The sequence below is a fragment of the Rheinheimera riviphila genome (genome assembly GCF_004005945.1).
Taxonomy (GTDB): domain Bacteria; phylum Pseudomonadota; class Gammaproteobacteria; order Enterobacterales; family Alteromonadaceae; genus Pararheinheimera; species Pararheinheimera riviphila.
In genome coordinates, this window is sequence record NZ_SACS01000004.1 from 224,586 (window position 1) to 248,219 (window position 23,634).

Annotated in this window: 23 protein-coding genes and 2 pseudogenes; 15 read left to right on the plus strand and 10 right to left on the minus strand. The window is 49.9% G+C overall.

Annotation, left to right across the window (positions count from 1 at the left end; translation table 11 throughout):
* Positions 1-131 precede the first annotated feature (131 nt).
* The 3 genes and pseudogenes from EOE67_RS21070 to EOE67_RS06135 form a co-directional block, all read left to right on the plus strand.
* A pseudogene (locus EOE67_RS21070) lies at positions 132-1,232 on the plus strand (PAS domain-containing protein); the annotation flags it as partial.
* 423 nt (positions 1,233-1,655) lie between these two features.
* A pseudogene (locus tag EOE67_RS21075) lies at positions 1,656-1,883 on the plus strand (methyl-accepting chemotaxis protein); the annotation flags it as partial.
* Between the two features lie 83 nt (positions 1,884-1,966).
* Complete coding sequence (locus tag EOE67_RS06135) at positions 1,967-2,308, plus strand: FKBP-type peptidyl-prolyl cis-trans isomerase (RefSeq protein ID WP_127698155.1); 342 nt, start codon at positions 1,967-1,969, stop codon at positions 2,306-2,308.
* A 24-nt stretch (positions 2,309-2,332) separates the two neighbouring features.
* Here EOE67_RS06135 and hisIE read toward each other — a convergent pair whose 3' ends face one another.
* The 8 genes from hisIE to hisG are packed head-to-tail and all read right to left on the minus strand — an operon-like array spanning position 2,333 to position 9,665.
* Positions 2,333-2,959 carry a bifunctional phosphoribosyl-AMP cyclohydrolase/phosphoribosyl-ATP diphosphatase HisIE gene (gene hisIE, locus EOE67_RS06140; protein ID WP_164852234.1) on the minus strand — a complete coding sequence of 209 codons (627 nt, stop codon included), beginning with the start codon at positions 2,957-2,959 and terminating at the stop codon, positions 2,333-2,335.
* Positions 2,956-3,729: an imidazole glycerol phosphate synthase subunit HisF gene (gene hisF, locus EOE67_RS06145; protein WP_127698156.1), complete on the minus strand. Its 774-nt coding sequence runs from the start codon at positions 3,727-3,729 to the stop codon at positions 2,956-2,958. Before hisF ends, hisIE begins: the two co-directional genes overlap by 4 nt.
* Positions 3,711-4,448, minus strand: coding sequence for a 1-(5-phosphoribosyl)-5-[(5-phosphoribosylamino)methylideneamino]imidazole-4-carboxamide isomerase (hisA, locus tag EOE67_RS06150; protein WP_127698157.1), 738 nt, complete (start codon positions 4,446-4,448; stop codon positions 3,711-3,713). Before hisA ends, hisF begins: the two co-directional genes overlap by 19 nt.
* 47 nt (positions 4,449-4,495) lie before the next feature.
* Positions 4,496-5,137 (minus strand): imidazole glycerol phosphate synthase subunit HisH, encoded by a 642-nt coding sequence (gene hisH / locus EOE67_RS06155; RefSeq protein WP_127698158.1) that lies wholly within the window; start codon positions 5,135-5,137, stop codon positions 4,496-4,498.
* Complete coding sequence (gene hisB, locus EOE67_RS06160; RefSeq protein ID WP_127698159.1) at positions 5,138-6,208, minus strand: bifunctional histidinol-phosphatase/imidazoleglycerol-phosphate dehydratase HisB; 1,071 nt, start codon at positions 6,206-6,208, stop codon at positions 5,138-5,140.
* Positions 6,208-7,341: a histidinol-phosphate transaminase gene (gene hisC, locus EOE67_RS06165; RefSeq protein ID WP_127698160.1), complete on the minus strand. Its 1,134-nt coding sequence runs from the start codon at positions 7,339-7,341 to the stop codon at positions 6,208-6,210. Before hisC ends, hisB begins: the two co-directional genes overlap by 1 nt.
* Before the next feature lie 47 nt (positions 7,342-7,388).
* The gene (hisD, locus tag EOE67_RS06170; protein WP_127698161.1) at positions 7,389-8,753 is read right to left on the minus strand and encodes a histidinol dehydrogenase; all 1,365 of its coding nucleotides are present in this window, start codon (positions 8,751-8,753) and stop codon (positions 7,389-7,391) included.
* 3 nt (positions 8,754-8,756) lie between these two features.
* The gene (hisG, locus tag EOE67_RS06175; protein ID WP_127698162.1) at positions 8,757-9,665 is read right to left on the minus strand and encodes an ATP phosphoribosyltransferase; all 909 of its coding nucleotides are present in this window, start codon (positions 9,663-9,665) and stop codon (positions 8,757-8,759) included.
* 635 nt (positions 9,666-10,300) lie between these two features.
* Here hisG and EOE67_RS06180 point away from each other — a divergent pair.
* From EOE67_RS06180 to EOE67_RS06210, 7 genes are all read left to right on the plus strand, one after another.
* Positions 10,301-10,627 carry a hypothetical protein gene (locus EOE67_RS06180; protein ID WP_127698163.1) on the plus strand — a complete coding sequence of 109 codons (327 nt, stop codon included), beginning with the start codon at positions 10,301-10,303 and terminating at the stop codon, positions 10,625-10,627.
* Positions 10,628-10,841: 214 nt separating this feature from the next.
* Positions 10,842-12,791: a DNA repair helicase YoaA gene (locus EOE67_RS06185; protein ID WP_127698164.1), complete on the plus strand. Its 1,950-nt coding sequence runs from the start codon at positions 10,842-10,844 to the stop codon at positions 12,789-12,791.
* A complete protein-coding gene (gene tsaB / locus EOE67_RS06190; protein WP_127698165.1) occupies positions 12,788-13,489 on the plus strand; it encodes a tRNA (adenosine(37)-N6)-threonylcarbamoyltransferase complex dimerization subunit type 1 TsaB in 702 nt (233 codons plus the stop codon). Before EOE67_RS06185 ends, tsaB begins: the two co-directional genes overlap by 4 nt.
* Positions 13,490-13,677: 188 nt before the next feature.
* Positions 13,678-13,998, plus strand: a complete 321-nt coding sequence (locus EOE67_RS06195) for a hypothetical protein (protein ID WP_127698166.1) — start codon at positions 13,678-13,680, stop codon at positions 13,996-13,998.
* A gap of 103 nt (positions 13,999-14,101) precedes the next feature.
* Entirely contained in the window at positions 14,102-14,881 is a 780-nt protein-coding gene (locus tag EOE67_RS06200; RefSeq protein WP_127698167.1) for an SDR family NAD(P)-dependent oxidoreductase, read from the plus strand.
* Complete coding sequence (locus EOE67_RS06205; RefSeq protein ID WP_127698168.1) at positions 14,874-15,404, plus strand: DUF2878 family protein; 531 nt, start codon at positions 14,874-14,876, stop codon at positions 15,402-15,404. The genes EOE67_RS06200 and EOE67_RS06205 overlap by 8 nt, the downstream gene beginning before the upstream one ends.
* On the plus strand, positions 15,376-15,990 hold the full coding sequence (locus EOE67_RS06210; RefSeq protein WP_240652728.1) for a chalcone isomerase family protein: 615 nt from the start codon (positions 15,376-15,378) through the stop codon (positions 15,988-15,990). Before EOE67_RS06205 ends, EOE67_RS06210 begins: the two co-directional genes overlap by 29 nt.
* Positions 15,991-16,086: 96 nt before the next feature.
* Here the strand turns inward: EOE67_RS06210 and EOE67_RS06215 are convergent, their stop codons facing one another.
* Positions 16,087-17,448, minus strand: a complete 1,362-nt coding sequence (locus tag EOE67_RS06215) for an alkaline phosphatase (RefSeq protein ID WP_127698169.1) — start codon at positions 17,446-17,448, stop codon at positions 16,087-16,089.
* Between the two features lie 306 nt (positions 17,449-17,754).
* On the opposite strand from EOE67_RS06215, the gene EOE67_RS06220 reads away from it, so the two are divergent.
* From EOE67_RS06220 to rnd, 5 genes are all read left to right on the plus strand, one after another.
* On the plus strand, positions 17,755-18,354 hold the full coding sequence (locus tag EOE67_RS06220; RefSeq protein WP_164852235.1) for a Slp family lipoprotein: 600 nt from the start codon (positions 17,755-17,757) through the stop codon (positions 18,352-18,354).
* 37 nt (positions 18,355-18,391) lie between these two features.
* A complete protein-coding gene (locus EOE67_RS06225; RefSeq protein ID WP_240652729.1) occupies positions 18,392-19,168 on the plus strand; it encodes a class I SAM-dependent methyltransferase in 777 nt (258 codons plus the stop codon).
* Between the two features lie 5 nt (positions 19,169-19,173).
* The gene (locus EOE67_RS06230) at positions 19,174-20,049 is read left to right on the plus strand and encodes an alpha/beta fold hydrolase (protein ID WP_164852236.1); all 876 of its coding nucleotides are present in this window, start codon (positions 19,174-19,176) and stop codon (positions 20,047-20,049) included.
* Positions 20,050-20,338: 289 nt separating this feature from the next.
* Positions 20,339-21,997 carry a long-chain-fatty-acid--CoA ligase FadD gene (gene fadD / locus EOE67_RS06235; RefSeq protein WP_127698173.1) on the plus strand — a complete coding sequence of 553 codons (1,659 nt, stop codon included), beginning with the start codon at positions 20,339-20,341 and terminating at the stop codon, positions 21,995-21,997.
* A 134-nt stretch (positions 21,998-22,131) separates the two neighbouring features.
* Complete coding sequence (rnd, locus tag EOE67_RS06240; protein ID WP_127698174.1) at positions 22,132-23,277, plus strand: ribonuclease D; 1,146 nt, start codon at positions 22,132-22,134, stop codon at positions 23,275-23,277.
* A 94-nt stretch (positions 23,278-23,371) separates the two neighbouring features.
* On the opposite strand, the gene minE is transcribed toward rnd, so the two are convergent.
* Positions 23,372-23,632: a cell division topological specificity factor MinE gene (minE, locus tag EOE67_RS06245; protein WP_127698175.1), complete on the minus strand. Its 261-nt coding sequence runs from the start codon at positions 23,630-23,632 to the stop codon at positions 23,372-23,374.
* Positions 23,633-23,634 lie beyond the last annotated feature (2 nt).

Here is a 23,634-nt window from a genome sequence, read left to right on the forward strand (position 1 = left end):
CCACTCAGCCGCCGCGTTTTTTCAGACGCCGTGGTCAGCTTGAATAAAGCTGCTACTTTTCTGTACAAAATCAAAGCTATGTTTATAGTTAAATCGGAACATTGAATTTAGTCAGTCAACGGAGTGAAACTATGTTTGGGTTAACCTCAAATTCGGACAATATCGTCAACGCAATTCACAAAACTCAAGCCGTTATTCAGTTTTCTTTGGATGGACGGATTGAACATGCCAATCAAAACTTTTTGAATTTAATGGGTTATCAGCTCAAAGAAGTGGTGGGCCAACATCACAGTATTTTTCTGGAACCCGGCACCGCCAGTACCACGTCCTACCAGCAATTTTGGGCGGACTTGCGCAGTGGCAAATCGCAAACTGCCGAATTTAAACGTCTGACGAAATCCGGCAAAGTGGTTTGGATCCAGGCTTCATACACGCCGATCCTGAAAAATGGCCGGGTGCATAACGTAATCAAATTTGCTTCTGATGTCACAGCTCAGGTGCTCAATCAGGCGAATTTTGAATCGCAATTGCAGGCTATTCATCGGGCGCAGGCGGTGATCGAGTTTGATTTGGAAGGTAAAATCCTGTTTGCCAATCCAAATTTTCTAAATTTAATGGGCTACAGCCTCAATGAGGTGGTGGGTCAGCATCACCGGATCTTTGTTGATCCAAAAGAAGCGGCGCTTACCAGTTACAGCGATTTTTGGCGCAAATTGCGTGAAGGGCAATACCAAACGGCCGAATATAAAAGATTCACCAAAAGCGGTAAGGAAGTGTGGATCCACGCCACTTACAATCCAATTAAAGACCCTGACGGGAAGGTCTTGAAAATCGTCAAATTTGCCAATGATATCAGCCATGATATCGCGCAGAAAAAAGACTTTCGTTTGTTATCGATGGTTGCCAATGAAACTGACAATGCCGTGCTGATTTCCAACTCGGAACGGCAAATTCAGTACGTCAATAAAGGTTTTACCCAGATGACCGGATTTTCGCATCAGGAAGTACTGGGGCATGTCGCGCGGGAGTTTTTGGTCGGGCCGAAAACAGACGTAGCCACCCGGGAGCGGATTGACGCTGAATTGTCGGCACCACGGGCGTTTTATGATGAAATTGAAATTCATCGCAAAGACGGTTCGTCGTTGTGGATTTCGGTGACCAGCAACCCGGTTTATGATGATGCCGGTCACCACAGCCATTACATCGCCATTCTGGCAGACATTAGCAAGGTCAAATCGGCCGCGCTGGAGTACCAAACGAGGTTTCAGGCCATTAGTCAGTCGAACTTAATGGTCGAGTGGAACAAGGCCGGACAGTTGGTCGAGCTGAACGATTATCCGCAGCGGCAGTTTAAGCTGAACAATGAAAACTTCAGTCGCGCCGTGGCCGACTGGCGCAGTTTTTTAAATCAGGATCAGGCGGCCAAAGTGCTGGCAGGACAAAGTATTGCTGCCGATATTCATGTGCAGGTTGGTACCACCAAACTTGGCATCGCTGCTACTTTTTGCGCGGTGCGGGATACTTACGGCGATCTGCAGAAAATCATTATGTTTGGCACGGACATTTCCGAGCGCTTGTTGGTGGTGCAGACCAGTGATCTGGTGATGTCGGAATTGGTCAGCTCCGGCCAGAGTATCAACAATATGGTGTCGTCGATTAACTCAATTGCTGATCAAACCAACTTATTGGCGCTCAACGCAGCCATCGAAGCGGCGCGGGCAGGAGAAGCCGGGCGTGGCTTTTCAGTGGTGGCTGATGAAGTGCGTCATCTGGCCTCTAAAGCCAGTGCTTCGGCCAGTGAAATTAATACCGTGGTAGGGAAAAATCAGTCGTTACTCAATAGTTTATCAGCGACTTTGAACAAACTAAATAAGCGGGAATGACTGGCGGCCTGCCGCCAGAATTTGGTAGTTCTTCCGCATTCAGCGCGGCTATAATCGCATTTTTCTAAGCGATTGGAGTGAATGTGTCTGCTGAACTAACAATTGAAGATTTGATCGTCGGCGATGGCAAAGCGGCGGTGCGTGGTGCGCTAATCACCACGCACTATCGCGGTTTTCTGGCTGATGGTACCGAGTTTGATTCCTCCTATCGCCGGGACGAACCCTTTCAATGTATTTTGAGCAACAACCGGGTCATTCAGGGCTGGATCTTGGGGCTACAAGGGATGAAAACCGGCGGTAAACGCCGGCTTTGGGTACCGGCAGCATTGGCTTATGGCGAACGGCAGATTGGTACGATGATCCCACCAAATTCTGATTTGACCTTCGAGATTGAACTCTTAGAAGTACTGACGCGCGATGATTAAATCCCACGTCAGCAGCACAGCCGGCTACTGATGCCGGCTTTTTAACACCTCAATCACATCATTCAGTTGCAGATCCTGACTACGCAGCAATACCAGCAAGTGGAAGATTAAATCGGCGGCTTCATTTTTCAGCTCTTCGCGATCACCGGCCATCGCCGCTAATGCCGATTCCACACCTTCTTCACCGACTTTTTGCGCGATGCGTTTGACGCCACGGGCGAATAACGATGCGGTGTAGCTTGATTTGGGGTCAGCGTGCTGACGCGCGGCGATCACTGCCTCCAGATCGGTTAAAAAGCTTAAACTCGGGCTATTGGCATTGTTATCGTGCCAGCAGGTTTCGGTGCCGACGTGGCAGGTGGGGCCTTCGGGTAGGGCAAGCGCCAATAAACTGTCCGCATCACAATCCGTTGCTAACGATTGCACTTTGAGAAAGTGGCCCGAGCTTTCGCCTTTGGTCCAGAGCCGTTGTTTGCTGCGACTAAAAAAAGTGACATGGCCTGTGCTCAATGTCTGGCGCAGCGCGTCGCTATTGGCATACCCCTGCATCAACACTTTACCGGAAATGGCGTGCTGGACTATTAATGGCAACAAACCGTCGGCCGGCCATTTCAGCATTTCAATGCTGTCGTTATCAAAAATGCTACTCATGGCCGGATCTCCACCTTGGCAGCTAATAAAAACTGCTTTAAATCACTGATTTGAATAATGCCTTTGTGAAACACACTGGCCGCTAAAGCACCGTCAACATCGGCCTGTAAAAACACGTCCTGAAAGTGGCTCATCTCGCCAGCGCCACCTGAGGCTATCAGCGGCACCTTGCACGCGTCGCGCACCAACTTTAACTGCGCTAAATCATAACCCTGGCGCACACCATCCTGATTCATACAGTTCAATACAATTTCGCCAGCGCCCAGGCGTTGTACTTCTTTGACCCAATCAACGGTTTGCCAGCGGGTTTTGGCGGTGCGGGACTCGTCACCGGTAAACTGATACACCTGATATAAACCAGTGTCTTTATCGAAAAAGCTGTCGATGCCGACCACCACACATTGCTGGCCATAAGCGCGATTCAGTTCCTGGATGAGTTCAGGGCGTGCTAAGGCCGGGCTATTAACCGAAATTTTATCAGCGCCGAGTTCCAGAATACGGCCAGCGTCTTCCACCGATTTAATACCACCAGCGACACAAAATGGAATATCAATCACTTCGGCGATGCGCCGTACCCAGCTTTTATCGACCACGCGGCCATCACTGGAAGCGGTGATATCGTAAAACACCAGCTCGTCTGCACCTTCTTCGGCGTAGCGTCTGGCCAGTGGCACAATGTCGCCAATCACTTCATGATTGCGAAATTGCACGCCTTTGACCACCATGCCATCGCGCACATCCAGACAAGGAATTAACCGTTTTGCCAGCATGTAATGGCCTCCTCAATGCTAAATTTACCTTCGAGCAAAGCGCGGCCTAAAATCACTCCGGCGACACCGCTACCGCGTAAACTGCGGATATGTTCAAGGTTGCCAACACCACCAGAAGCTTGCCACTGAATTTGCGGGTATGCTGCCGCGAGTTCTTGATAAAGTTCGACATTCGGACCTTGTAAGGTACCGTCACGGCTGATGTCGGTGCAAAGCACATGTTTTGCGCCAGCGGCTATAAAGCCGTCCAGTACTTGCTCTAAAGTGATATTGGAGGCTTCAATCCAACCGTGGCTAGGCAAGGTTTTTTCGCCTTGGGCGTTAATCGACACATCCAGCGCCAGTACAATGCGATCGCCGCCGTAAATTCGTAACCACTTTTGCACCAGTTCCGGCTCGCGAATGGCCAGGCTGCCAATCACCACCCGGGAAGCACCGGCGGCAAGTAAATCAATCACATCTTGTTCGCTGCGCACACCACCACCGACCTGAATGGGCAAGGTGGCGTCGAGAATCAGTTGTTTTAATAACGTCAGCTGGCGTTTACTGGCATCTTTAGCGCCACTTAAATCAACCAGATGCAACACGCCGGAACCGGCTTTGGCGTATAAATCACGCAGTTCAAACGGAGTTTGCGTGTAGTGGGTGGTTTGGTCATAACTGCCCTGGTACAGGCGGACCGTTTGACCGTCGATCAAATCAATAGCCGGGATAATCAAAATTGGATCCTTTTTAAAACCGGGTTACGCAAAAGTGCATGATGCGGTTAATTGCCCGCTAAATCTGTGGCACTCAGCGTTATAAAATTCTGTAATAACTTACGGCCAACACTGCTTGAGCGCTCCGGATGGAACTGCATGCCAAGGTAATTACCTTTGCCAATAATCGCTGCAAACTGGCTGCCGTAATCGCAGCTTGCCAGCATAAATTCGGACGGCGCCACCGCAAAACTATGCACAAAATAGACATAGTCTGTTGCAGTTAAGCCATGTAGCAGCGGATGATTGACCGTTTTAGCAAGCGTATTCCAGCCCATATGCGGCAGGCGCAAACCTTTGGCTTCTAACGGCAACACCTGGCCCGGAATTAACCCTAAACAAGCGACATCGCCTTCAGCGCTGTAGTCGGTCATCAGCTGCATGCCCAAGCAAATGCCAAGCGTAGGTTGCGTCAGGTTTTGTAGCACTTCGACCAAATTTTTCGCCGAAATATTCGCCATCGCCTGCGCTGCGGTGCCAACACCGGGGATAATCACTTTATCGGCGCTTTGAATCACTGCTGCATCGCTACTGATCGCCACACGACAGCCCAAGCGCTCAATAGCACAATACACCGAAGTGATATTGGCGCAGCCGGTGTCGACAATCACTAATGAAGTTTGCGAATTTTTAGCTAGCAAATCCGTCATTTACAACACGCCTTTACTGCTTGGCAGCTCATCGCCGGTTTTTAAAATCGCCTGGCCCAAAGCGCGGCCAAAGGCTTTAAACAAACCTTCTACCATATGGTGTTTATTGCCAGGCGTGACCGATAGGTGCAATGTCATCAGCATGGCATCGCTTAAGCTTCTGAAAAAGTGCGGTACCATTTCCAGATTCAGCTCGCCAACCAATCCTGAGCCTAATTCCGCATCAAATTTCAACAAAGGCCTGCCGGACAAATCTAAGGTGCACTCGGCGCGACATTCGTCCATCGGCAGTACAAAGCCAAAGCGGTTAATGCCGCGTTTGTTGCCAATCGCCAGTTTCAGCGCTTGACCGAGCGCTAAAGCGGTGTCTTCAACGCTATGGTGATCATCAATATGTAAATCGCCTTTCACCGACACTTGCAGCGAAAAACCGCCGTGGGTGGCAATTTGATCCAGCATATGGTCGAAAAAGCCCACGCCGGTGCTGATGTTGTTGCCGCCTTTGCGGTCTAAATCGACACTGACCCGGATATCAGTTTCGCGGGTGGTGCGCACTACGGTGGCGGTGCGGCCTTTGCTTAAAATTTGTTTGGTGATCTCGCTCCAACCCAGACTTTCGCGGTCATAACGAAAACTCGGCAAGCCCATATTTTCCGCCAGCTGCACATCGGTTAACCGATCGCCAATCACAAACGAATTGGTAAAGTCGATACGACCTTGTTGCAGATAGTCTTTCACCAGTCCCAATTTAGGTTTGCGACAGCTACAGTTATCCGCATCAAAGTGCGGGCAAATTAAGGTGTCGGCAAAACGAATGCCTTGTGAATTGAGTAACTGCATCATCTTGTTGTGCGGCGCATCAAAGGTGTTGCGCGGAAAACTAGCGGTACCAAGGCCATCCTGATTGGTGACCATCACCAGCTGATAACCGGCGTCCTGCAGCTTGAGTAATGCCGGCACCAGACCTGGCTCGTACGCCAGTTTTTCCAGCGAATCCAGTTGCTTATCAATGGCTGGCTCTTCGACCATCGTGCCGTCGCGGTCAATAAATAAAATCGGTTGGCCAGACATTAATTGGCTCCTGTTATTTCAGTTGAATTTGTAGAAGACTGGTTTTTAAAGTATTGGCTTAACGCATCCGTCACCAACGCCATTTCCGCTGGATTGCCAATCGACACCCGCACCACTTGTGACAGACCGATTTGGCTGGATTGGTTGCGGATTAAAATGCCTTGCGCGGCAATTTTAGCCACGCAATCCGCAGCATCCGCCACTTGCAGCAACACATAGTTGGCGTTTGACGGATACACTTGTTTCACCGCAGACTGGGTTTTGGCAAAGGCGATAAACTCAGCGCGCAGTTGGTTAATGACGACCACACTTTGCTTCATCCGCGCCTGACCAGCCGCTGATAACGCCTGCGTGGCAATTTCCGCGACCGGCGCCGCTAACGGGTAAGGCGCAATCATTTGTTTTAGTGCGTTGATAATGGCGGGCGCCGCTAAGGTGAAACCACAGCGCAGGCCAGCGAGCGCAAAGGCTTTGGATAAAGTGCGCAGCACCACCAGATTTGGATAATCGCTGAGTAAATTCAGCACCGAAGCATCAGGCGCGAATTCAATATAAGCTTCATCGACCACCACTAAAGCTTTATCCCGATAAAAATCCAACACTTGCAGAATTTGCTGCCGCGGAATTAAATCGCCGGTTGGGTTGTTGGGGCTACAGATAAACACCAGTTTTGGTGTTTCCGCTTCGAACATCGCCTCTAAATCCAGTGTGAAATCAGGCAGCAAAGGCACGATGGTACGGCTGACCTGATTACTCTCGGCGCTGATGGCGTACATGCCATAAGTCGGCGGGCAAATCAGGATGCTATCACCGGCTTGGCCAGCTGTTTTTGGTTCACAAAAACTGCGGATCAGCAGCTCAATGCCTTCATCAGCACCACGGCTGACCAGCAGCTGCGATGTATCAACACCGGCATAAGCGGCATAAGCAGCGATGAGCGCTGGTGGCTGACATTCCGGATAACGGTTGTAACTGCCAGACAGCTGATATTCCGGCGCTAACGCATTTTCATTGGCGTTCAGCCATACTGCGCCACCACTCATGCTGCTGCGCGCTGAAGCGTAGGGCACTATCGCTTTGACTGAATCGCGCGCTAAGGCACTGATATTTAACTTGTTGTCAGAACTGCTCATTTGTTTTGAACCTGCTTTATGTAGAACGCGCTTTATTTTGAAACTACTTATTTAGAGCTAACCGGAACTTGTTTAAATTCACTGCTGTGTTTGCTCTGCTTGTCCAAAGCCGTTAACCGCACTTTCACCGCATTGGCATGCGCGGTTAAACCCTCGGCGCTTGCCAGCGTGATAATGGCCGGACCAATCGCCTTAATGCCCTGACTACTAATGGTCTGCACTGTGTAGCGGCGGTAAAAATCCAGCAAACTCAAGCTGGAATGGGTACGACTATAGCCATAAGTCGGCAACACATGGTTGGTGCCACTGGCATAATCACCGGCCGATTCTGGGGTCCAGGCGCCGACAAAAATGCTGGCGGCGTTGGTCAGTTTGGGCAGCAACTGCTGATCCTGATTAGTCTGAATAATCAAATGTTCCGGCGCGTAGAGGTTTGAAACTTTAGCGGCAGTCTCTAAATCGGCGGTCAGAATAAAACGACTGTGATCAATGGCTTTTTTGGCAATCATCGCGCGTGGTAATTTCAGCAACTGCTCGTTCATCGCCTGCATTGTGTTATCCAGTAACTCCTGGCTATTGCTAACCAGCATCACTTGCGAGTCCACACCATGTTCGGCTTGTGATAACAAGTCGGCGGCAACAAAAGCCGGGCTGGCGGCTTCGTCGGCGATCACCAGTACTTCCGAAGGACCGGCCGGCATATCGATAGCGGCGCCCAGTGGATCTTTACCGACTTGCTGTTTAGCTTCGGTCACATAGCGGTTGCCAGGGCCGAAAATTTTATCCACTTTGGCAATCGAATCTGTGCCATAAGCCAAAGCGGCAATGGCTTGCGCGCCACCGACGGTATAAATTTCGCTGATGCCACAAAGCTGCGCCGCATAAATAATTTCCGGTGCAATATCAGATGCTTTGGGTTGACCTGGTGGCGTCACCAATACCACGCGCCGACAATTCGCCAGCTGTGCCGGCACGCCTAACATCAACACGGTTGAAGGGAGCGGTGCGCTGCCGCCCGGAATATACAAACCAACGCTATCAAAAGCGGCATGTTTCAGTTCGCAAAGTACACCAGGACTGGTTTCTAACTTGATATCTTTTGGCAACTGCGCACTGTGGAAAGTGCGGATATTGTGGTACGCCAAATCTATCGCCGCTTTGCATTCCGCCGTCAGTTTCGCCAGCTGCTGTTGTTGTAACGCATCGGATAACACCAATTCATTACTGTCGACCGCATCAAATTTCTGACTGTAAAACCTAAGCGCTTTATCACCGGTGTTACGCACCGCTTTAATAATGCCGCACACTTGCTCTGGTAAATCGTCGGCATTTTTCAGTTTTGGCCGCGCCAATAAACGTTTTTTACCATCTTCATCTAACTCTGCCCAGACACTGATCCTGACCTCGAGCATGATTTACTCCATCATTTTTTCGATCGGTAACACCAGTATAGAACTCGCACCCAGTTGTTTGAGCTGTTCCATTGTTTCCCAGAATAAAGTTTCGCTGCTGACCACATGTAACGCCACTAAATCGTCATTGCCAGCCAGCGGCAGCAACGTCGGGTTTTCAGCACCAGGCAGCAATGCAATCACATCGGCCAGTCGGGCGCGAGGAGCGTGCAGCATAATGTATTTGCTTTCATTGGCTTGCATCACACCTTGAATACGCGGCATTAGCTTTTTCAAAAGTTTCAGCTGGGTGCTGTCGGTTAAATCACGACGCTGAATAAGCACTGCTTTGGAGCGGTAAATCACTTCGACTTCTTTTAAACCGTTCGCTTCGAGCGTCGCGCCGGTCGATACCAAATCACAGATCGCATCGGCTAAACCAGCGCGTGGTGCGACTTCTACCGAACCTTTTAAATTGACGATGCGGGCATTGACGCCATTTTGTTTTAAATAGCGGTTGAGTAAACGCGGGTAAGTGGTGGCGATGGTTTTGCCTTCCAAATTTTTGACACCACCGTAGTTTTCTTCCTGTGGCACGGCGATGGATAAACGGCAGCCACCAAAATCAAGCCGTGCCAGCACGGTGTAATCGTAAGTTTCGTTATCGAGCTGGCGCTGCAGCGACATCTCTTCTAATACGTTTTCGCCGATAATGCCCAGATCGCAGACGCCGTCCATCACTAAGCCAGGAATATCGTCATCACGTACCCGCAGCAAATCAATGGGCATATTTTCGACATGAGCGATCAGACGCTGTTCACGTAAATTAATTTTCAGGCCGCAACTGGTGAGTAGCGCTTGTGATTCCTGCGATAACCGGCCGGATTTCTGAATGGCGATCCGTAATCTCTGGCTTTCGTTGGTGACTGTCATCTGCTTATCCTCTTGGCAACAGAGTGCTGTATGAGTGCAACTCGTTGCTATTCGTTAAATTTGTAAAACCGTAAAAAACAACAACCCCGGCGTAGTTCCGGGGTTGTTGTTGAATGATTCAATGCACCGGAGCTACCATTTTCATAGCCCCTCAGCGACTTAACCTGATTGGCTATTTCGGATGATGGTGGTGATGATGGGTCATCAGTGTGAATTGAAGCATGGTTGTTTATCCTGTATTGAGCCTATGGCCAACGCTGTCTGCGTTTTGTTGGTATACAACTTATCGTCTTTTTTTAAGGCTGACAAGAGGGTGCTTTAAAGTTTATTTATCTGCAAAAGATCTGGTTATTTGGTTAAGTTATTGATTTAAATCTTTATTGTTTTATATTTTTCTGCTTTTAAGTTTTGTTTTGAACGGAATTATCTTGGTTGATAATTTATATTTTGGCTAAAATACGCCCTAGTTGTATAGTTTTGTGTGGCGCGTTGCCGCCGATATCTAAAGCAAAATCTAATATTGCCGACATAGAAGAACAGGTTGTGCCCAATAATGCACTTTTAGCCGGGTTGGCGGACTAACTGCATAACTGCGGCGACGTCAAAGTCGAAATCAGCAACAAAGGTAATGACCGATGGATGCGTTTTATCCCTACATCACCAGAACCAATACCCAACCGGTGGACACACCGGTGCGGCTGATTTTGCCGGTGGCGAAATATCAGCGGATCCATGCAGAAACCGGCAATGAGAAAAAATTCCGCGTTGGTTGGCAAGAACCAAAACAACGACAGCAACAAGCAGCCGCAGAGCAGCAATTTTCAGATCAGCAGCATGCAGGACAGCAGGCTGAACCCGCAAGCATCGAACAACAACTGCATTTAATTCCAACCAGTCACACGGTAACACCGGACGCAGAGGCGCATGTCGATGCGGATGGGCATCTGGATATTTATGTGTAAGTGCAGCAATTAAACCAGTCACCACTTGTATTAAAACCGCAGAGCGTTTGCAGCATCCAGCTAGCGCCGTCATAATAGTCCCCTGATTTTTAAAAGCTGCCGCCAAGGCTAACGTCCATGTTTTCTGTATTCATCCTGTTGTTGATGGCCATTTGTGGAGTAGCGCTGCGCACGCAGGTGTCGCTGCCAAAAAGTGTTACCCGGAGTGCATTGCATGCATGCTGAAATCAGTGCCGTTTTTGCTGACGATGGCAGGCTCGCGAAAAACATCGACGGTTTTAAAGCCCGGGACGCGCAGCTACAAATGGCACAAGCGGTGGCCGACAGCATTCGCGATGGTTCAGCGCTGGTGGTTGAAGCAGGTACCGGCACTGGCAAAACCTACGCCTATCTGGTGCCTGCGTTATTGGCCGGTAAAAAAGTCATTCTATCGACCGGTACCAAAAACCTGCAGGAACAACTGTTTTTTCGTGACTTACCCAAGGTGTTAAAGGCGCTGGCGTTACCGCTACAAACCGCGCTCCTCAAAGGCCGCGCCAACTATTTATGTTTGTTCCGGCTGACGCAGCATTACCAACATGTGCCGGTGCAGGATCCGCTATTGATCCAGGATTTATCGCTGATTAAAAAGTGGTCCAGTGAAACCCACAGCGGTGATATTGGCGAGCTAACCTACATCGCTGAAGATTCCAAAGCTTTGCCTTATGTCACCAGCACCTCGGACAATTGCCTGGGCAAAGATTGCCCGGATTTTGAAGACTGTTATTTACTCAAAGCCCGCAAAAAGGCGATGAATGCCGATTTGGTGGTGGTGAATCATCATTTGTTTTTTGCCGATATGGCGCTCAAAGACACCGGTTTTGGCGAATTGCTGCCGAATATGGATGTGGTGATTTTTGACGAAGCGCATCAGATTCCGGATATCGCCAGCGAATATTTTGGCGAATCGGTGTCGTCGAAATTATTGTTGGATCTATGCCGTGATATCGAGATGGCCTGTAAAACTGAATTACGCGATCATCCACAGCTGGCAAAAACTGCTGATAAATTAGCCTCTTTAGTAAAAGATTGGCGGCTGTTATTGCCAGGCGATCCGCAAAAAGGCAACTGGCGCGACTGTTATCAGCGCCCGGAGATGCAAATCGCGATGACCCGCATCGGCGATGCGATGTCGATGGTGTATCAGGTGCTGAAAACCAGTTTAGGCCGATCGGATCAAGTCGACAGTTGTTATGAGCGGCTCGCCACTGCCCGCGCCCGGCTGGATAAACTGCTGGACGTGCATCGCACCGGCGTGAGTTTCTGGTATGAAACCACCCCCCGAACCATCAGCGTGCATTACACGCCACTGAGCATCGCCGACAAGTTTAATGACCTGGTGTTTAATGAGGAGGAAGTTGGCAAAAAACGCAGCTGGATATTCACTTCGGCCACCTTGTCGGTTGATGAAGGATTTGCCCATTTTACCGAGCAAATGGGGCTGCAAAACGCCCGCACCATGCTGCTGGATAGTCCGTTTGATTATCCAAATCAGGCGATGTTACTGGTGCCGCGCTATTTGCCGGAACCGACCGATCCGAAAATTAATCAGGCACTGTTGGAATTGGCAGTGAAGCTGATCACCGCCAATAACGGCCGTTGTTTTTTCTTGTTTACCAGCCATCGGATGTTGCAGTGGATGGCGAAAGAATTGCCGCTACGCATTGGCTTGCCGATTTTAGTGCAGGGTAGTACCAGTAAACGGATTTTACTGGAACAGTTTGTTGAATTGGAACATACGGTGTTACTCGGCACCGGCAGCTTCTGGGAAGGGGTGGATGTGCGTGGTGATGCGCTCAGCTGCGTCATTATCGACAAACTGCCGTTCGCCTCACCGGACGAGCCTTTGCTGCAAGCACGGAGCGAAGATGCCAGACTCAAAGGCAAAGATCCTTTTGCTGCGGTGCAATTGCCACAAGCGGTGATCACGTTAAAACAAGGCGTCGGCCGGTTGATCCGCGATGTGTCGGACCGCGGTGTGCTGGCGATTTGTGATAGCCGCTTAGTTACAAGGGCTTATGGCGAAGTTTTTATTAAATCGTTGCCACCGATGCGCCGGAGTCGCGATGTCGGGCAAGCGGTTGAATTTTTAAAACATATTCACTCAAGTGGAGATCAGAATTGAAATTACTGGCCATAGATACGTCAACTGAAGGTTGCTCTGTTGCACTTCAGTTGGGTACCGAGACGTTACATCTGGACGAAGTGTGTCCACAGCAGCACAGCAAAAGAGTGCTGCCAATGGTGCAACAGCTGCTGACTGACAGCGGGTTGACGTTGCAACAGCTGGACGGCATCGTATTTGGTCGTGGCCCCGGTAGTTTTACCGGCGTGCGGATTGGCGTTGGTGTGACCCAGGGTTTGGCCTTTGGTGCTGATCTGCCGGTCTATGGCGTATCGACTTTAGCCGCGATGGCGCAGGCGGCGTATCGGCTGCACGGCGCTAAGCAAGTGATTGCCGCCATTGATGCGCGGATGGCGGAAATTTATCTGGGCTTTTTTGCGCTGGATGCAACCTTGTTGATGCAAGAAGTTGGCGCAGAAATCGCCATCAAACCCACAGCGTTAACTGCTTGCCCGTTATCCGGCGACAGTGTTGGCGTTGGCACCGGCTGGCAAACCTATCGGGAGCCGATGTTAGCCTGGACTGCGGCTTCGGGCACGGTGCAAATCAGCGAGCAGATTTTGTATCCATCAGCGCAAGATATGCTGGCACTGGCGATTCCGGCTTTTAGCGCCGGTAAATTTGTCGCTGCTGAGCTTGCTGAACCTGTGTATGTGCGGGATGAAGTGACCTGGAAAAAACTGCCGGGTCGTGGCTAAACCGTCGTCGCAAAGTGCACCAAAAATGGGCGTGAGCGGCAATAAGTTGCCGCTTTTAATGAGTCTGTAAGCCTTATCTGACAAGGCTTCTAGCAATTTACGGAATTTTAGGCAGCAGGCTTGGCAAGAACATTTTTGCCGTTATAATGCCAAGAGTTGCGTTTATTTTCGCCGGAGTATTTGCGTTTATGTCGGTTGCTGTCAGCCAGGATTTAGCCCGTAGTCAAAATGTCGCCGAAGTTTTTTCCGGTCGGCAGGCGCGTGCGATCCGGCCCAATACCAGCGCCACTGAAAAACCACAGCTGCCGGAAATTCCTCAAGGCAGTGGCATTAAAAGTTCGGCCGCTGCGATGTCGCTGCTGGATGAATCTCAGAACAGCACAGCTTCGACCGGCTATGACCAACCAGCTCCGCAATATCAAAAAGCGCTCGACGCTTATCAAAGTTTTGCCAGTCAGGAAAAACGAGAACAAATACAACAGTATTTCAGCGTTGATCTGTTTGCTTAATCTATAAAGCCTCTCTTAAAACCACTAAATCCAGCAGTTTTTAATCCATCTAGCCAATTGCCACGTACGGTTCTGATATAGAAATTCCGGGAACTATTTTCTCATGCAAAAATGTTGTTTGATTACCGGCGCCAGCTCGGGTCTTGGCCGGGCGCTGGCGTTGCAATATGCCGCCGCTGGCTGGCAGGTGTTGGCCATCGCCCGCAGTGGTGAACGATTGCAGCAACTTAGTCAGCAATCGCCCTGGATCCAATGTTTGCAATTGGACTTGTCCGACAGTGCTGCCGTGGCGGCTAGTGTGCCGCAGATTTCGCAGCTGTTACCGCGGCTGGATTTAGTGATCCTGAATGCCGGAACTTGTGAATATGTCGACGCCCCGGATTTTGAACTGGCGGCTTTTGATCGTACTTTTGCTGTCAATTTTTTCTCTGTGGTCGCGGCGGTGAAATATTGGCTGCCATTACTCGTCACTTCACAAAGGCCGCAACTGGCGGTTGTGAGCAGTCTTGCCTGGTTATTCCCTTTTACCAAAGCTCAGGCTTATGGTGCCAGCAAAGCGGCACTGAGTTATTTCACCGATAGTTTAAGGCTTGATATTGCTGACAAAGGTATTCAGGTCAGCCTGATTGAACCCGGTTTTGTCGATACGCCATTAACCCGAAAAAATGACTTTGCCATGCCATTTATGTTGCCGGTGGAGCACGCCGCTGCACGGGTGATGACTGCGATTGATGCCGGAAAATTACGATATCGCTTTCCGAAACGGCTGGCTTTCAGTCTGAGTTTACTGAATTTACTGCCTTATCATTTGCGGCAAAAAGTCGCGGCCGGGATGAAAAGCGACCAGAAAAACGCAGCCAAAGGCGATTTGAAAATTGACTAAGCTACTGCAGTTTACCGGTTTTAAGTTGTGCTGGTTTGGACTCATTTTGATCCCGAACCTCGCCATCTGGCCTGCGCTGTTGTACTTGTTGTGCAGTCTTTGGCAGCTTGGTGCGAAAGCCCGGCTAGCAGTTGTCGGCATCAGCATCGCCGGTATCAGCATGGACACGCTGTTGCTGAAAAACGCGGTGTTTAGTTTTGTTGATACTGGGTATCTATCGCCTTGGTTTACGTTGTGTTTGCCACTGTGGCTGCTGTTGTTGTGGGGCTGCTTTGCGCTGGTGTTAGTGCAAGTGCTGGCTGGGTGGCTACGGCATTGGTGGTTAGCCGCTTTGGTGGGGGCAGTGACCGGTCCGTTGGCTTATTGGGGCGGTGCTGCGCTGGGTGGGCAGCTGGTGTTTGCCGACACCACCACATTTTTGCTGACATTGGCGCCTTGTTGGGCGCTGTTGTTAGCGTTGGCTGTGTATTGCAGGTTTTTATGGAGTGACGACGATGCGTCCAAAACCTTATCTGTGCATTAAAGAGTATCTGCGCCGTACACCTTATGCTACAAAGCTGTGCTCGCCCCTGCTGGCGCTGCTGGTCGCTGGTTACTTTAGTTTGCATGTTGGCTTGGTGTCGGCCATGCGGCAACCGGAAACTAAGGCTGTTGCAGTCGCCAGCTTTGAGCAATATCTGACGGTGGGCGAAGGTAAATACAGCTACTGGCTCTGGGATCTTTATCAGGCCAGGCTTGCCACACCTAGCGGCAAATTTGTCGATTATCAACAAAGTGTGCCTTTGTTATTGGAACTGCGTTATCTGCGTGATATCACCAAAACTGAGTTTGTTGATGCAACCGTTGATCAGTGGGGTATTCAAGCGGGGGCAGTACAAAAGCAACACAAATTGTGGGCAGGTGAGTTGACGACCTTATGGCGCGATGTAAAAAAAGGCGACATGCTCAGTGCCGAATTGCACGCTGATGGCCTCATTAGCTTTTATTTTAATCAGCAGCTGTTGGGGAAAACCAAGGATCCAAACCTGGGCCCGGCCTTTTTTGACATCTGGTTGTCAGAGAAGACCACGGCGCCTGAACTACGCCAGTTATTGTTGAAATTACCCTAACTTTACTCGCATTCTTGAAACAAAAAACGGCAGTTGCGGGATGGCATACTGCCGTTGATAAACAGGTCTAGCGGCGTTGACCGCATTACAGCCAGATTATTTTGCTTCGATAAAACCAATTAACTTGGCAGCAATATCGGTATTGTCCTGAAAGCCGGCAAAATCAACCCGTTGTTTACCCCAGGCCAGTACCGGCACGTCAATCGCGGTGTGGGCACCACTGGTCCAGCCGGTTTTGGAATAATGGTTGATCTGCTTTTTAACGGCAGCACTCAGTGTATCCAGTGCTTGTTCCTGAGTTTTCGGTAAGTCTTCCAGATCGGCCGGCAGTTTCGCTCCAAGTACTTTTTTGGCTTGTTGTAGCGCCAGCGTGAGCTCGGCAAATTCTGCTGTAGTGAGCTGAATACCGGTCAAAGTTGCCCATAACTTCGGCACTTCGTTGGCGGAGCTTTCAAGCAACAAGCGGCTGATTTGTGGCGCAGTATGCTTGACGCCTTTAATCACAGCGGTATTCCAGGCATAAACGCCATCGGATCCTAAGGATAAACCACCGGTTTCATGATCCGCGGTGATCACCAACATCGTATCCGGATGACTATCGACGTATGCCTTGGCGACGCGGATCGCTTTGGCAAAATCATCCATTTCCGCCATGGCGCAAGCGATATCATTGGCGTGACCACACCAGTCAATCTGGCTGCCTTCAACCATCAATACAAAGCCTTTTTCAGACGGCGTCAGCAGTTGCAAGGCTTTTTCGGTCATGGTTTGCAGCGGGTTCGCGACTGAATTATCCAATGAACTCGGCAAGCCAACCGGTGCCAATAACGCCAGCGCCGGCAGTTTGGATAGTTTGGTTAAATCCTGCCAGTTGTCGGCATAACTAAAACCAGCTTGTTTAAATTCGGCCACCAGATTGCGGTCGTCGCGGATAAAATACTTGGTGCCACCCCCAAACATCAGATCTGCCACAAATTTACCTGCGACTTTGCTGTCGACAAAATCGTTGGCAATCTCGTTGTAGTTTTTGCGATGTTCGTTGTGCGCCATAAAGCTGGCCGGGGTCGCGTGGTTAATTTGCGACGTGGCCACAATGCCGGTGTGCATGCCTTTGGCTTTGGCTATTTCCAACATGGTGGTCAGCGGTTGATGCTGATGATTGACCGAAATCGCGCCGTTGTAGCTTTTGATACGGGTCGCCAGCGCCGTGGCACCAGCTGCCGAGTCGGTGACAATGGTATCGTCATCCGGATAGGTGCTGGCTACGCCAACCCATAACTCATCATAAATGGTGGATTCAACAGCTTTGGTTGCCGGATTGTCCTGATAATAACGATAAGCCGACAAATACGCCGGGCCCATGCCATCACCAATCATATAAATAATGTTTTTTGGCGCAGCTTCAGCCAATTGCGGCAACATGGCGGCAAACAAAGTTGAAAAGACAATTTTTTTCATAGGGTTGTGTTGTCCTTGGCTATACCAGCGGTGTGCAGCGTGCGGTGCAGACGGTAGAAGATTCGAATGAGGATCTGATTTTAAAGCCATTATTCTAAATGTACAGGGAGTTCGATCAACGCCAGTGTAGCCGCGATAAATGACGGTTTCGTGATTTGCGCGAAATGCGACGTTGTAAGCTTGCGAAGTGCCGAAGTGTCGCTTATTGTGGAACGCACAGGGAGTAAGCTGCAAGGTCACCGGAACTTTTTCGGCAGTTGCAGACTCCAATAACAGCCTTCTTCAGTTATGCAGGAAAAAAGTTGTATGAGATGGTTACCTTTCGCTCTGGTCAGCGTGCTATTGATTAGCGGCTGTGCCACTTACCCGGATGCTGTTAAAGTCGCAGACGGAACCCCACTTGTCAGTTATCAATCCGCCACTCAGGGCAAAGTTCAACAAGGAACTGCACGTTGGAGTGGTGTCATCGCCAAAGTCGAAAATAATGCCAGTAATACCCGACTGGAAGTGGTTTACTTCCCTGGGAACGAGTCTGGTCGGCCAAAAATAAGCGATCAGACCGAAGGCCGTTTTGTGGCTTACATCAATGGCTTTGTTGATCCGATGGTGTATCAGCAAGGTAAATCCGTGACCGTACTGGGTCAGTTAGCGCAACCAGAAGCGGGAATGGTGGATAAGTTTCAGTATCTTTATCCCGTGATCCAACAGGCCGTGGTTTATTTATGGCCGAAGCAGCCGGATACCAGAGTCGACATTGTTGACCCATGGCCGCTGTGGCGTACACCTTATCCGTATTGGGGCTATGGCCCGGCAATCCGGATCAGAACAACAACTCCAATAGGTGAAAAACCAGCACAAGGCCCGCTTCATGTTGAACAAGCTACACAAGGTACACAACAGCGTTAAAGTTTGGGGGCTGGTGGTTTGCTGCGCTTGCGCTTCAATGGCCGCAACTGCCTCCGAATTACCACAAGTGGTTGATTCTGCATTTCGCAGTGCGGAAAATAAACAACGGGATCAATATCGCCATCCGGTTGAAACTTTAAGTTTTTTTGGGATTAAACCAGAGATGTCGGTGCTGGAAGTATGGCCGGCACGGGGTTGGTACACCGAAATTCTGGCGCCTTATCTCAAAGATAAAGGCAAGTTGACCATCGCCAATTTCCGTCAGAATGATGGTAGCTTGGAAGATGAGCGCAAAATTTTCTGGGCCAGGCTGGCCGCAAAACTCAAACAAGATATCAAAAAACATCCAGATCACTTTGGTGCGGTGCAGGTGGAAGAATTTGATCCACCAGGTCTGATGCAATTACAGCAAGTGAATCAGTTTGATTTGGTGCTGAGTTTCCGCAATTCGCACATCTGGAATGAAGAAGGTTATTTACTGGACGTCTACCGTGCCTTGTTCGACATGCTCAAACCCGGTGGTACGCTGGGGTTAGTCGAACATCGTTCCAGCCGCTTGTCAGAAATATCGAGCCGCGCCGGTGAAGGTTATCTCGATGAATATTATGTGATTGCGGTTGCGCAGCAAGCCGGTTTTATTCTGGCCGACCGCTCAGAAATTAACGCCAATCCTAAAGACAGCAAAGATTATCCAAAAGGCGTTTATGCCTTGCCGCCAACGCTGGCGATGGGCGCATTGGACAAAGCCCGTTATCTGGCAATTGGTGAAAGTGACCGGATGACGTTAAAGTTTACTAAACCTTTGGTGCCTTGACGCTCGTGGCTGTGCCATTGCAGTTACCGGTCAGTTACCAGCTTCGCCAGTTAACCCTGCGCGGCTGGCGTAGCGGTCCGGCTGATGGGCCGCTGTGTTTATGTCTGCACGGCTGGCTCGACAACGCCAATAGTTTTATTCCCTTATCAAAACAACTTCTGGATCTACAGCTGATCGCCATTGATCTGCCTGGTCATGGCCAGTCTGATCATCGCAGTCCTGATGCCCATTACCATTTTCTGGATTGGGTTGATGATGTGGTACAGCTGCTGCTGTTACTCAAGCTATCTTCCGACCAGCCGGTGCTGCTGATAGGCCATTCGATGGGTGGCATGATCGCCACCGCGGTCGCCGCCAGTTTCCCGGAATTCGTCAGTCAGGTCATTTTACTCGACAGTGTCGGTCTGGTGACCGGCGCTGAACAGGACACGGTTTCGCAGCTGAGAAAAGCTGTATTATCGCGGCAAAAACGGCTGGATAAGCGTAAACCGCAATACCTGGATCTAGCGTCTGCAGCTGAAGCCCGGCGGGCGCAAAGTGATTTTGATCTGGCGACTGCATTATTGCTGGCCGAGCGGGGGACAGTCGCTGAGGGTGACACACTGACCTGGTCGGCCGATTTACGGCTACGCGAAGTGTCGGCCTATCGCTTGTCTGATGCCCAGGCCTGCCAGTTAATTGAATCCGTTTCAGCACCAGTGCTGGCTGTGATGGCAAAGCAGGGCATCGAGTTGATGCAGCAAGGGCGGCAGCGCTGGCAATCGCATTATCAAAACCTGCAACTGCATGAATTAGATGCCGGTCATCATTTGCATATGACCCATAGCATTGAAGTTGCAGCAAAAATCAGCAGTTTTCTGGCTTCTTTTCCAGCTAAATGATAGGGTCTGATCGATAGCTTTGTTGGCAAGTCCTGAGCCTGAATTCGTCATATTCCGACAATTATCCTGACCATTCCGGACAGCAAAACTGAATGCTTCACCCTAATTGTGCATTTGAGGCAATTGTGGGATGATTGAGGATTAGAGTAAAAACTCAGAGTGCGTAGCGAAGAAGAACATGTTGCACAATCATGTGAAATCTTCGCCAGGCAGTTTGCATATCAGCGCGAACGTACCTATAAAAAACATACCTATAATTAAAAATAAAACTGACGACGAGGAGAAGAAGGTGGATAAAGTCTGGTTAAAGCGTTACCCGACCGGCGTGCCGGCAGAGATCGATGCCGATCACTACAGTTCATTGCTGGACATCTTCGAACAATCAATTAACACCTATAGCGACCGCATTGCCTATATCAACATGGGCAAATCTATTACTTATGGCGAGCTTGGTACTTTAAGCAGCCAATTTGCCGCTTATCTGCAACAAGGTCTGGGCCTGAAAAAAGGCGATGCAGTGGCGATTATGATGCCAAATCTGCTGCAATATCCGGTGGTCCTGTTAGGCGCATTGCGCGCTGGCTGCACCGTGGTCAACGTCAATCCACTGTATACCCCGCGTGAACTGCAGCATCAGCTGATTGATTCACAAGCCAAAGCTATTATCATTGTTGAAAACTTTGCTCATACCCTGACCGATGTGCTGGCGGCGGTGCCAATCAAGCATATCGTGTTGACCAAAATGGGTGACATGTTGGGGTTACTCAAAGGCACCATCGTCAACCTGGTGGTCAAGCACGTCAAAAAGATGATCCCAGCCTACCATTTGCCAACTGCCATTTCTTATAAAGATGCAGTCGCGCAAGGTGCGGGCATGACGTACCAAAAACCTGCGGTTACCGGTGCCGATTTAGCCTTTTTACAATACACCGGTGGCACCACGGGCGTCTCCAAAGGCGCCATGCTGACCCACCGCAATATGGTGGCAAATTTAGAACAGGTCGCTGGATGTATTGGTCCTATTTTATCGCCGGGCAAAGAGTTTATCGTCACAGCATTGCCGCTTTATCATATCTTCGCGCTGACAGCGAACTGCCTGACCTTTATGAAGTATGGCGGCACCAACTTGCTGATCACCAATCCACGGGATATGCCCAATTTTGTTAAAGAGCTGGCGAAATATCCGTTTACCGCAATCACAGGCGTCAACACGCTGTTTAATGGCTTATTAAATTGTCCTGGTTTTGCCGATCTGGATTTCAGCCGTTTGAAACTGTCGTTGGGCGGTGGCATGGCGGTGCAAAAGCCGGTGGCAGAGCGTTGGCAGAAAGTGACCAACAGCCGTTTGGTTGAGGGCTACGGCCTGACCGAATGTGCGCCGCTGGTGACAGTGAGTCCGTTTGATTTAAAAGGGTTTAACGGCAGTATTGGCTTGCCGGCACCATCAACCGATATCCGTCTGATCGACGATAATGGTGTGGATGTTGCGCCAGGCGAAGCCGGTGAAATGCTGGTGCAAGGCCCGCAAGTGATGTTGGGTTATCTCAACCGCGTGGAAGAAACCGAAAAAGTATTAAAAGATGGCTGGTTGTATACCGGTGACATCGCCCGGATGGACGAAGAAGGTTTCTTCTATATCGTTGATCGCAAAAAAGATATGATTCTGGTGTCCGGCTTTAACGTCTACCCGAATGAAATTGAAGAAGTGGTGGCGATGAACGAAAAAGTGCTGGAAGTGGCGGCCGTCGGTATTCCGAACGAAGCTACCGGTGAAGCGGTGAAAATTTTTGTGGTGAAAAAAGACCAGTCTTTAACCGATCACGAATTGATCGCCCACTGCAAAGAGCATTTGACGGGCTATAAAGTACCGAAGCTGGTAGAATTCCGCACAGAATTGCCAAAAACCAATGTCGGCAAAATTTTGCGCCGTGAACTCAAAGGGCAATAACCCGCCCTGAATTGGTTAGCAAAAAAACCGGCGCTTTGCCGGTTTTTTATTGAATAAACAGACGCTGCTGGCGTCGTGCTCGAAGCAGATTGATCTGTTCCCGTACAAGCAAGCCGTCAATGATGGAGTATCCAATGTCCTACCGTATGATCACCGACAATGCGCAGCTGGCCGAGTTTTGTCAGTCGTCGCTTACAGCAGCTTATCTGGCGGTGGATACTGAGTTTGTCCGCGTTAATACGCTGCTGCCAAAGCTTGGTTTGATCCAGTTATACGCTGGTGCAGATTTGGTCTTGGTCGATCCGCTGACCATCACTGACTGGCAACCTCTGGCAGAATTATTGGCGGCGCCATCGGTGTTGAAATTACTGCACTCCTGCAACGAAGATTTAGAAGCTTTTGCGTCTGTCGGGCTGGTGCAAATCTACCCACTGTTGGATACGCAGCTGGCCGCTGAACTTGCCGGTATGGGTTCCAGTCTTGGATACGCCAAGATGGTTGAACAACTGCTGGGTAAACAAGTGGATAAAACCGAAAGTCGCACCGACTGGCTGGCTCGGCCACTGGCACAAACCCAACTTGAATATGCCGCTTTTGATGTGTTGTATCTATTTCAGCTAAAAGATTTGTTACTGGCAAAATTGCCGGATCCGAAATTTCTGCCGCTATTGCTGGCCGAAGGCGGGCAAATGATCAACCGTCGCCAGCATCAATTACCGGTTAGTTTTAAATATCTGGAAATGAAAAACAGCTGGCAGTGCCCACCCAGAGAACTGGCGGTATTGCGGGCTTTAACCAGCTGGCGCGCTGGATACGCGGCACAAAAAGACACTGCACTTGGTTTGGTACTGAAAGATGCAGTGATGTACGAACTGGCCAAACGCCGGCCAGTGACGCTGGAAGGTCTGGCACAAATTCAGGATTTGCATCCACGCGAGCTGCGCCGGCATGGCTCAGTGTTGCTGGAATTGATTGCACAAGCGAAAGCCTTGAGCAATGAAGACTGTCCACAAACCTTCTACCATCAAGCTGAATTTGCCGGGTTTAAACAGGTGCAGCAGGAATTGACCGACGCCGTCGAGCAAGCGGCCACTGCCAGCGGTATTCCGCCTGGTTTTTTAAGTGTCAAACGTCAGCTCAATGAATATCTGAACTGGTGCTGGCGGGTATCGGATAGTGAGCGCTCGCAACTGCCAACACCAGAATATCTGCGCGGCTGGCGACGGGATATTTTATTACCATACCTGCCAAAACCAGCGCATGTAGCAGGCTTGATTTGACCGCACTAAAAACACAAAACCCACCAAAATGGTGGGTTTTCTAAACTAAGCTGCGAACGCTGTTTCTGAGCATGTCAGATGAGCGGGTAGCAGATCAGCGTTTTTCCTCAGGGAACGTCACGTTCAGTTCCAATACGGACAGCTCATCCGAGCTTTTTTCCAGTGAAACGGACACTTGATCATCAGCGATATCCACATACTTGCGGATCACTTCCAGAATATCGCGCTCCAGCTGCGGTAAATAATCCGGGCTGGAACGACGACGCCGTTCGTGGGCGACGATGATCTGCAACCGCTCTTTCGCCGTTGACGCGGTATTCTTTTTGGTCGAACGGAAATAATCGAGTAACGACATAA

Coding starts and splice junctions, on each gene's coding strand:
- hisIE (WP_164852234.1), bottom strand. CDS start 2,959: ATGAGTAGCATTTTTGATAACGACAGCATTGAAATGCTGAAATGGCCG.
- hisF (WP_127698156.1), bottom strand. CDS start 3,729: ATGCTGGCAAAACGGTTAATTCCTTGTCTGGATGTGCGCGATGGCATG.
- hisH (WP_127698158.1), bottom strand. CDS start 5,137: ATGACGGATTTGCTAGCTAAAAATTCGCAAACTTCATTAGTGATTGTC.
- hisB (WP_127698159.1), bottom strand. CDS start 6,208: ATGTCTGGCCAACCGATTTTATTTATTGACCGCGACGGCACGATGGTC.
- hisC (WP_127698160.1), bottom strand. CDS start 7,341: ATGAGCAGTTCTGACAACAAGTTAAATATCAGTGCCTTAGCGCGCGAT.
- hisD (WP_127698161.1), bottom strand. CDS start 8,753: ATGCTCGAGGTCAGGATCAGTGTCTGGGCAGAGTTAGATGAAGATGGT.
- hisG (WP_127698162.1), bottom strand. CDS start 9,665: ATGACAGTCACCAACGAAAGCCAGAGATTACGGATCGCCATTCAGAAA.
- EOE67_RS06180 (WP_127698163.1), top strand. CDS start 10,301: ATGGATGCGTTTTATCCCTACATCACCAGAACCAATACCCAACCGGTG.
- EOE67_RS06185 (WP_127698164.1), top strand. CDS start 10,842: ATGCATGCTGAAATCAGTGCCGTTTTTGCTGACGATGGCAGGCTCGCG.
- EOE67_RS06195 (WP_127698166.1), top strand. CDS start 13,678: ATGTCGGTTGCTGTCAGCCAGGATTTAGCCCGTAGTCAAAATGTCGCC.
- EOE67_RS06200 (WP_127698167.1), top strand. CDS start 14,102: ATGCAAAAATGTTGTTTGATTACCGGCGCCAGCTCGGGTCTTGGCCGG.
- EOE67_RS06210 (WP_240652728.1), top strand. CDS start 15,376: ATGCGTCCAAAACCTTATCTGTGCATTAAAGAGTATCTGCGCCGTACA.
- EOE67_RS06215 (WP_127698169.1), bottom strand. CDS start 17,448: ATGAAAAAAATTGTCTTTTCAACTTTGTTTGCCGCCATGTTGCCGCAA.
- EOE67_RS06220 (WP_164852235.1), top strand. CDS start 17,755: ATGAGATGGTTACCTTTCGCTCTGGTCAGCGTGCTATTGATTAGCGGC.
- EOE67_RS06225 (WP_240652729.1), top strand. CDS start 18,392: ATGGCCGCAACTGCCTCCGAATTACCACAAGTGGTTGATTCTGCATTT.
- rnd (WP_127698174.1), top strand. CDS start 22,132: ATGTCCTACCGTATGATCACCGACAATGCGCAGCTGGCCGAGTTTTGT.
- minE (WP_127698175.1), bottom strand. CDS start 23,632: ATGTCGTTACTCGATTATTTCCGTTCGACCAAAAAGAATACCGCGTCA.